This window comes from Actinophytocola sp., from assembly GCF_045807065.1.
Lineage (GTDB): Bacteria > Actinomycetota > Actinomycetes > Mycobacteriales > Pseudonocardiaceae > Actinophytocola.
Genome location: NZ_JBJMIE010000679.1, coordinates 1 through 8,166, shown reverse-complemented (window position 1 = coordinate 8,166; position 8,166 = coordinate 1). Strand labels below are relative to the sequence as shown.

Below are 8,166 nucleotides of genomic sequence, written 5' to 3'. Positions count from 1 at the left end.
CGACATGAGCACGATCCGTCCGGACGTAACGGTCCGGGTGGCCGAGGCGGGTCGCAAGGCCGGGCTGCGGGTGCTGGACGCCCCGGTCAGCGGCGGCGAGGCCGGCGCGATCGAGGCGAGCCTGTCGATCATGGTGGGTGGCGACGCGGCCGACGTCGAGGCCGCCGCGCCGGTGCTGGTGACCTTGGGCAGGACGATCGTCCACGTCGGACCCGCCGGGGCCGGCCAGACGGTGAAGGCGGCGAACCAGCTGATCGTCGCCGGCACGATCGGGCTCGTCGCCGAGGCGTTGACACTGTTGGACGCGCAGGGGGTCGACCTGCGGCAGGCCGTCGAGGTGCTGTCCGGCGGCCTCGCGGGCAGCGCGGTGTTGGACCGCAAGTCGGCCGCCATGCTCCGACACGAGTTCGCCCCGGGCTTCCGCGTCGACCTGCACCACAAGGACCTGGGCATCGCGCTGGGCACGGCACGCGAGGCCGGTGTACCGCTCCCGCTCGGCGCGGTGGTGGCCCAACTGATGGCCGCCGCCCGCGCACAGGGCCACGGCGATCTCGACCACTCGGCCCTGCTGCTGGTGCTGGAACAACTCGCCGCCCACTGACCCGCGTGTCCAACCCGCACGACCCGCGTGTCCAACGAAACCGACGCGTGAGTTCAACCGAACCGGCCGGCGGAACGCGGAAGGGCCCCGCCACGGCCGGTAGTGGTGGCGAGGCCCAGCGTCGGCACGACGCTCCGACGCCCACGATCCTGCGACCTCGACCTAGCCGGAGGTCAAGCCCGCAGCCCGCCGCACGTCGGCCACCAGCGCGATCGCCCCCGCACTCGGCGGCGCGGCGGTCACCGTCACGGTCTCCCACCGCGGCACCCGGTCGGCGAGCCCGACGAACCGCACCCTGTCGGTCTTCACCGAGAACGACCGCGGCACGAGCGCGATCCCCAGCCCGCACGCCACCATGTCGAGCAGGGAGTGCACGTCGGTCACCTCGAGCGCGACGTGCCGGTCGCCGACCACCGTGTCCACCAGGTCCCGCGGCCCCCAGTCGGGCGCGAAGTCGACGAACCGCTCGCCGGTCAGCGCCGCGAGGGGCACCCGCGCGGCCGATGCCAGCGGGTGCGTGGGCGCGCACGCCAGCACCATCGGCTCACTCGCGAGCGGCGTCACCACCACGTCCTCGGGCGGCACGGCCGGCCGCGCGACGAACGCGACGTCCATCTTCCCCTGCGCCACCATGCCGGTCAGCTCGCCGGATCCGCCGGTCCGGAACTCGATGTCCAGCGCCGGGTACGTCGAGACGAACGTCGACAGCACCGACGGCAGGTGCACGACGTGCAGGCACTGCAACGTCCCGATCGAGAGGCTTCCGCGCACCAACCCCTGCACGGCGGCCACCGCGTCCACGCACGCGGTCGAGGCGGCGAGGGTGCGCCGGGCCTCGGTCAGCAGCGCCGCGCCGGCCGGCGTCAGCCGCACCTGCCGCGTGTTGCGCACGAACAGGTCGGCGCCCAGCTCCCGCTCCAGTGACCGCACCGACGCCGACAGCCCGGACTGTGCGACGTGCAACCGTTTCGCCGCCCGCGTGAAGTGGCATTCCTCGGCGACCGCGACGAAGTAGGAAAGCTGTCGCAACTCCACGACTCATCACCCAGACTGATCAACCCGATCGAAGACTTCTGTTGGACAGCTTAATCAGGCCGGGGAAGGGTGGAGGTACACAACTCAGATGGAGGAATCCACAATGCAGTCTCGTCGCATCGGCGACACCCAGGTCAGCGCCATCGGGCTCGGCGAGATGCCGATGTCACTGCGCAGCAGGCCGGCCGAGGAGCATTCGATCGCCACCATCCACGCCGCGTTGGACGCGGGCGTGACGTTCATCGACACGGCGGACGCCTACTCGCGTGACAGCGACGACTTCGGGCACGGCGAGTCGCTGGTGGCGAAGGCGCTCGCGAGCTACGGCGGTGACACGTCGAACGTCCTGGTGGCGACCAAGGGCGGCCACACCCGCGAGCCCGACGGCGACTGGTCGCTGAACGGCAGGCCCGCGTACCTCAAGCAGGCGTGTGACGCGTCGCTCAAGCGCCTCGGCGTCGAGGCGATCGGCCTGTACCAGTTCCACCGGCCGGACCCGGCGGTCGACTTCGCGGACTCCGTCGGCGCCGTCCGCGACCTGCTCGACGCCGGCAAGATCCGGTACGCGGGCATCTCCAACACCGACCCGGACCAGATCCGCCTGGCGAACGAGATCCTGGGCGGGCGGCTCGCGTCGGTGCAGAACCAGTTCTCGCCGGCGTTCCGGTCCAGCGAGCCGGAGCTGGAGCTGTGTGCGGAGCTGGACATCGCGTTCCTGCCGTGGAGCCCGTTCGGCGGCGTCAGCAAGGCCGGCGAGCTGGGCTCGCGCTTCGCCCCGTTCGGGAAGGTGGCGCAGGCGCACGGGGTCAGCCCGCAGCAGGTGTGACTGGCGTGGATGCTCGCCAAGGCACCGGTGGTGATCCCGATCCCGGGCTCGTCGCGTCCGGAGACGATCCGCGACTCGGCCGCCGCCGCGCATGTCACCCTGACGGCCGAGGAACTGGCCGAGCTGGACGCGGCCTGAGGCCGGCCACCCCCAATTCCTAGCAGGGTTCGTAGCGGGTCACCTGCTGGCTGCCCCGGATGAGGGACCGCAGCTGGGCGAGGTCACCACTGACCGCGCCCAGCGCGCGGGCCTGCACGAGCACGTTCCCGAGCGCCGTCGCCTCCACCGGGCCGGCCAGCACCGGCAGCCGGCAGGCGTCGGCGGTCAGCTGGCACAGCAACGAGTTCCGCGCGCCACCGCCGACGACGTGCACCACGTCCACCGCGCGTCCGGACAGCTCCTGCGCCTCCTCGACGGCCCGCCGGTGCGCGTCGGCCAGGCTGTCCACGATGCACCGCACGATCCCCGCCCGGTCCGCCGGCACGGGCTGGTCCGCCCGCCGGCACGCCTCGACGAGCCGCGCCGGCATGTCGCCGGGAGACAGGAACACGGGGTCGTCCGGGTCGATCACCGCGCCCCTCGGCAGCTTCGCCGCCGCCCGCAACAGTTCCGCGGTGTCGGCACCCCACTCGCGCACGCACTCCTGCAGCAGCCACAGCCCCATGACGTTGCGCAGGTACCGCACGGTCCCGTCGACGCCCAGCTCGTTGGTGAAGTTGGCCGCCCTGCTGGCCTCCGTGAGCACGGGCCGGTCCAGCTCGACCCCGACCAGCGACCACGTGCCGCACGAGATGTAGGCGAACCGGTCGTCGGCCGCGGGCACGCCGACGACCGCGGACGCCGTGTCGTGCGATCCGACCGCGATGACCGGGGTGCCCTCGAAGTGTCCGAGGACGGTGCCCGGCTCACGCAGGTCGGGGAACAACGCAGGCTCGACGCCGATCCTCTCGATCAGCGCGGTCGCCCACGTGCGGGTGCGGACGTCCAGCAGCTGTGTCGTGGACGCGTTGGTGACCTCCGCGCCCTGCTCGCCGGTCAGCCAGTACGCGAGCAGGTCCGGGATCATCAGCAGCCGCCGCGCCGTCGCCAGCTTCGTCTCGGCCGCCAGCTGGTGGATCGTGTTGAACGGCAGGAACTGCAGGCCGGTCGTCGCGTACAGCTCGCGCGCGCCGAGGCGTTCGAGGTTCTGCCGCGCCTCGGCCGTCCGCTCGTCCCGGTAGTGCACGGGGTTGCCGAGCAGTCCGCCGGACGCGTCGAGCAACCCGTAGTCCACGGCCCACGAGTCGATGCCGATCCCGTCGACCGGACCCGCCTTCGCCAGCCCGTCCAGCGTCTCCTGGTACAGGCTGAGGATGTCCCAGTGCAGCGTGCCGCCGACCCGCACGGGCCGGTTGACGAACCGGTGGCACTCCCGCAGCGACACCGAGAACGGCCCGACCTCGCCGACGATCACCCGTCCGCTCGCCGCCCCGAGGTCGGCGGCGGCCACCCGGACGCTCATCGGAGGAAGGCGGCCGCGACCCCCGCGTCCACGGGCACGTGCAACCCGGTCGTGAGCGGGAGATCGCCCGCGCACAGGGCGAACACCGCGGCCGCGACGTGCTCGGGCAGCACCTCGCGCTTCAGCAGCGTGCGCCTGGCGTAGAACGCGCCCAGCTCCTCCTCCGGCACCCCGTACACGGCCGCCCGCTGCGCACCCCACCCGCCGGCGAAGATCCCGGAGCCCCGCACGACGGCGTCGGGGTTGACGCCGTTGACCCGGATCCCGTACTCGCCGAGCTCCGCGGCCAGCAGCCGGACCTGGTGCGCCTGGTCGGCCTTCGCGGCCCCGTAGGCGACGTTGTTGGGCCCGGCGAACACCGCGTTCTTGCTGGAGATGTACACGAGGTCACCGCCGATGCCCTGCTCGACCATGATCCGCGCGGCCTCGCGGGAGACCAGGAACGAGCCCTTGGCCATGACGTCGTGCTGGCGGTCCCAGTCCTCCTCGGTGGTCTCCAGCAGCGGCTTCGAGATCGAGAGGCCCGCGTTGTTGACCACCAGGTCCACGCCGCCGTATGCCAATACAGCTGTACGGAAAGCCTCGGCGACGGCGTTCTCGTCGGTCACGTCCACGGTCACGGCGAGTCCGGTCTCGCCGAGTTCGGCCGCGACCTGCTTGGCCGCGTCGGCGTCCCGGTCCGCGACGACCACGCACGCGCCCTCGGCGTGCAGCCGCGACGCGGTGGCCCTGCCGATGCCCGACCCGCCCCCGGTCACGAACGCGACGCGCGTGGCGAGCGGCCTCGGCTTGGGCCGTCGCTTCAGCTTCGCCTCCTCCAGCGCCCAGTACTCGATGCGGAACTTCTCCCGCTCCTCGATCGGCTGGTAGGTGGACACCGACTCGGCGCCCCGCATGACGTTGACGGCGTTGACGTAGAACTCGCCGGCGACACGCGCGGTCTGCTTGTCCGCGCCGAAGCTGAACATGCCAACCCCCGGAACCAGCACGATCGCGGGGTCCGCGCCGCGCATCGGCGGGCTGTCCGCGTCGGCGTACCGCTCGTAGTAGGCGCGGTAGTCGGCCCGGTAGTCCTCGTGCAGCTCCTTGAACCGCGCGAGGAGCTGGTCGAGCGGCGTGGTCGGCGGCACGTCGAGGACGAGCGGGCGGACCTTGGTGCGCAGGAAGTGGTCCGGGCAGCTCGTTCCCTTCGCGGCCAGCTCGTGGAGCCGTTCGCGGGCGAGGAAGTCCAGCACACCCGCCGAGTCGGTGAAGTGGCCGACCTGCGGGTGGTCGGTGGACGCGAGGCCGCGGACCGCGGGCGCGATGCGGGCGGCGAGCACCGCGCGGTCGGCCGGCGCGAGGGTCTCGACGACGACCTCCCCGAACGGGTCCGGCCGGCCGTGCTCGTCGAGGTACCGCTGCGCGGTCGTGATGATCTCCAGCGAGTTGGCCTCGCACTCGTCGCTGGTCGCGCCCCAGGCGGTGATGCCGTGCCCACCGAGGATGACCCCGATAGCCCGCGGGTTGTCCCTCTGGACTGCCGCGATGTCCAGGCCCAGCTGGAAGCCCGGGCGGCGCCACGGCACCCAGAGGACCCGGTCGCCGAAGCACCGCCGCGTGAGCTCCGGCCCGTCGGCGGCGGTGGCGAACGCGATGCCGGCGTCCGGGTGCAGGTGGTCGACGTGCGCCTGCTCGACGAGCCCGTGCATGGCGGTGTCGATGGACGGCGCCGCGCCGCCCTTGCCGTGCAGGCAGTAGTCGAACGCGGCGACCATCTCGTCCTCGCGCTCGACGCCCGGGTAGACGCCGGTCAGCGCGCGGAGCCGGTCGAGCCGCAGCACGGCGAGCCCGTTCTCGCTCAGCGTGCCGAGGTCGCCGCCGGAGCCCTTGACGTGGAGGAGCTCGGTGTCCGCGCCCGTGACCGGGTCGGTGGCGGTGGTCTTGGCGGAGGTGTTGCCGCCCGCGTAGTTCGTGTTGCGCGGGTCCGCGCCGAGCCGGTTGCTCCGCCGCAGCAATGCCTGGACCTGCTCAGTCATGACCGCCTCATCGCGTCGATATGGAACGTTTCAATAGCCCCTGGCCAGCATGGTGGGCGTGCTGTGGAGTGTCAAGCGGCGCGGGCCGCCGAGCGGAGCGAGGCAAGTCCGGCACCGGTCAGCGCTGGATCCTGGTGGACGCCCGCACGACCAGTTCGGGGTGGAACCGCACCTGCTGGTGGGTGTGCACCACCTCGTCGGAGGCCTCCTCCAGCAGCAGCCGCGCGGCGGTGCGACCGAGCAGCTCCCGGGGCTGGCGCACCGACGTCAGCGGCACGGCGGCGGCCTCGGCGAACTCGATGTCGTCGTAGCCGACCACCGCGAGGTCGCCGGGCACCGCCAGGCCGAACCGCCACGCGGCCTGCAGCAACCCGAGCGCGAGCAGGTCGTTGGCGCAGAACGCCGCCGTCGGTCGTTCGTCCGCCGGCAACGCGACCAGCCGCTCCCCCACCCTGCGGCCCTCCGCGACGACGAGCGCCTCGGTGTCCAGCGGCACGAGTTGGCCCCTGCCGGCACGCTCCAGGGCGTTCCGCGCGCCCCGGTAGCGGTCCCGCACCTGCTGCACGGACATCGGACCGCCGACGAACGCGATCCGCTCGTGGCCGGTCTCCAGCAGGTGGCCGAGCGCCAGCTCGCCGCCGAGGACGTCGTCGACGGCGACCGAGCACTGGGTGTCGTCCGGGGCGTGGCAGTCCACCAGCACGACGGGCATGCCGCTGTACACCTCGGCGAGCCGTTGCCCTCCGGGGTCGATCGGCGTGATCAGCACGCCCTGGACCCGCTGCTCGCGCAACCGTTCCAGGTACTCGCGCTCCCGGATGCCGTCCTGGTTGGAGTTGCACAGGTAGACGACCATGCCCTCGCCGCGGGCGATCTCCTCGACGCCGCGGGCGACGTCGTTGAAGAACGGGTTGGCCGCGTCGAGCACCACGTAGGCGATGGTCCTGCTGCTGCCGGCACGCAGCTGCCGCGCCGTCTCGTTCCGCACGAACCCCAGCTCGACGATCGCCGCCTGCACCCGCAGCCGCGTCGCCTCGCTGACCAGGTGGGGGCGGTTCAACACGTTCGACACGGTTCCGATGGACACGCCGGCGACCGCGGCCACGTCCTTCATCCCGGGTGTGCCGTCGGTCATTCGGCGGCCCGCTTCAGCAGCAGCTCGCGTTCCCGCTCGTTGCGGGTCAGCGCCGCGGCACGCTCGAACTCGGCGCGTGCCTCGTCGGGCCGGCCCAGCCTGGCCAGCAGGTCACCCCGCACGCTCGGCAGCAGGTGGTAGTTCTTCATCGACGGGATCTCGGTGAGCCCGTCGACGATCTCCAGCCCCGCCGCCGGCCCGAACGCCATCGACAGCGCCACCGCGCGGTTCAGCTCGATCACCGGCGACGGCACGAGCTGCACGAGCCGCGTGTAGAGCGCCGCGATCCGCGGCCAGTCGGTCTCCTCCGGGGTCCGCGCCCGCGCGTGGCACGCGGCGATCTCCGCCTGGAGCACGTACGGCCCCATCGGCTGGCCGAGCGCCGCGGCCCGGTCCAGCGCCGCGAGACCGCGCCGGATCAGCAGCTGGTCCCAGCGCGAGCGGTCCTGGTCGTTGAGCAATACAGGTGTACCGTCACGTGCCGTTCTGGCTCTGGCGCGGGACGCCTGGATCTCCATCAACGCGATGAGCCCGTGCGCCTCGGGCTCCTTCGGCACCAGCTCGGCGAGCATCCGGCCGAGGCGCATGGCGTCCTCGCACAGCGCCGGGCGCATCCAGTCCTCGCCGCCGGTCGCCGAGTAGCCCTCGTTGAAGACCAGGTAGACGACCTCGAGCACGGACGCGAGCCGCTCCCCCAGCTCGCTCCCGGACGGCACCTCGAACGGGATCTTCTTCTGCGCCAGTGTCTTCTTGGCGCGCACGATCCGCTGCGCGATCGTCGGCTCGGGGGTGAGGAACGCCCGGGCGATCTCCTCGGTGGTCAGCCCGCCGAGCAGCCGCAGCGTGAGCGCCACCCTGGCCTCGGTGGACAGCACCGGGTGGCAGGAGATGAAGACGAGCCGGAGCAGGTCGTCGGAGATGGTGGAGTGGATCGCGTCGAAGTCCGGCTCGGCGGTCGGCGGCTCCTGGGTCTCCAGGTCGCGGCCGATCTCGGTGACCTTGCGGTCGAGCGTCTCACGGCGGCGGAACATGTCGATGGCACGCCGCTTG

Annotated in this window: 6 protein-coding genes and 1 pseudogene; 2 read left to right on the top strand and 5 right to left on the bottom strand. The window is 72.3% G+C overall.

Annotation, left to right across the window (positions count from 1 at the left end; genetic code table 11):
- Positions 1-601 (top strand): NAD(P)-dependent oxidoreductase (locus tag ACJ73U_RS39960; RefSeq protein WP_407782989.1); only part of this gene is annotated, 601 nt, incomplete at its 5' end.
- A 162-nt stretch (positions 602-763) separates the two neighbouring features.
- Here the strand turns inward: ACJ73U_RS39960 and ACJ73U_RS39955 are convergent.
- Positions 764-1,636 carry a LysR family transcriptional regulator gene (locus ACJ73U_RS39955; RefSeq protein ID WP_407782988.1) on the bottom strand — a complete coding sequence of 291 codons (873 nt, stop codon included), beginning with the start codon at positions 1,634-1,636 and terminating at the stop codon, positions 764-766.
- Between the two features lie 88 nt (positions 1,637-1,724).
- On the opposite strand from ACJ73U_RS39955, the pseudogene ACJ73U_RS39950 reads away from it, so the two are divergent.
- A pseudogene (locus tag ACJ73U_RS39950) lies at positions 1,725-2,600 on the top strand (aldo/keto reductase).
- 19 nt (positions 2,601-2,619) lie between these two features.
- Here ACJ73U_RS39950 and ACJ73U_RS39945 read toward each other — a convergent pair.
- From ACJ73U_RS39945 to ACJ73U_RS39930, 4 genes are all read right to left on the bottom strand, one after another.
- A complete protein-coding gene (locus tag ACJ73U_RS39945) occupies positions 2,620-3,963 on the bottom strand; it encodes a rhamnulokinase family protein (RefSeq protein ID WP_407782987.1) in 1,344 nt (447 codons plus the stop codon).
- Positions 3,960-5,981 (bottom strand): bifunctional aldolase/short-chain dehydrogenase, encoded by a 2,022-nt coding sequence (locus ACJ73U_RS39940; RefSeq protein ID WP_407782986.1) that lies wholly within the window; start codon positions 5,979-5,981, stop codon positions 3,960-3,962. The genes ACJ73U_RS39945 and ACJ73U_RS39940 overlap by 4 nt, the downstream gene beginning before the upstream one ends.
- A 118-nt stretch (positions 5,982-6,099) precedes the next feature.
- Entirely contained in the window at positions 6,100-7,116 is a 1,017-nt protein-coding gene (locus tag ACJ73U_RS39935) for a LacI family DNA-binding transcriptional regulator (protein ID WP_407782985.1), read from the bottom strand.
- The coding region (locus ACJ73U_RS39930; RefSeq protein ID WP_407782984.1) for an RNA polymerase sigma factor at positions 7,113-8,166 on the bottom strand (1,054 nt) is incomplete at its 5' end. The genes ACJ73U_RS39935 and ACJ73U_RS39930, both read right to left, overlap by 4 nt.

Bases quoted from the DNA above. Each gene is read 5' to 3' on its own strand.
- ACJ73U_RS39945 (WP_407782987.1), bottom strand. From the start codon at position 3,963: ATGAGCGTCCGGGTGGCCGCCGCCGACCTCGGGGCGGCGAGCGGACGG.
- ACJ73U_RS39940 (WP_407782986.1), bottom strand. From the start codon at position 5,981: ATGACTGAGCAGGTCCAGGCATTGCTGCGGCGGAGCAACCGGCTCGGC.
- ACJ73U_RS39935 (WP_407782985.1), bottom strand. From the start codon at position 7,116: ATGACCGACGGCACACCCGGGATGAAGGACGTGGCCGCGGTCGCCGGC.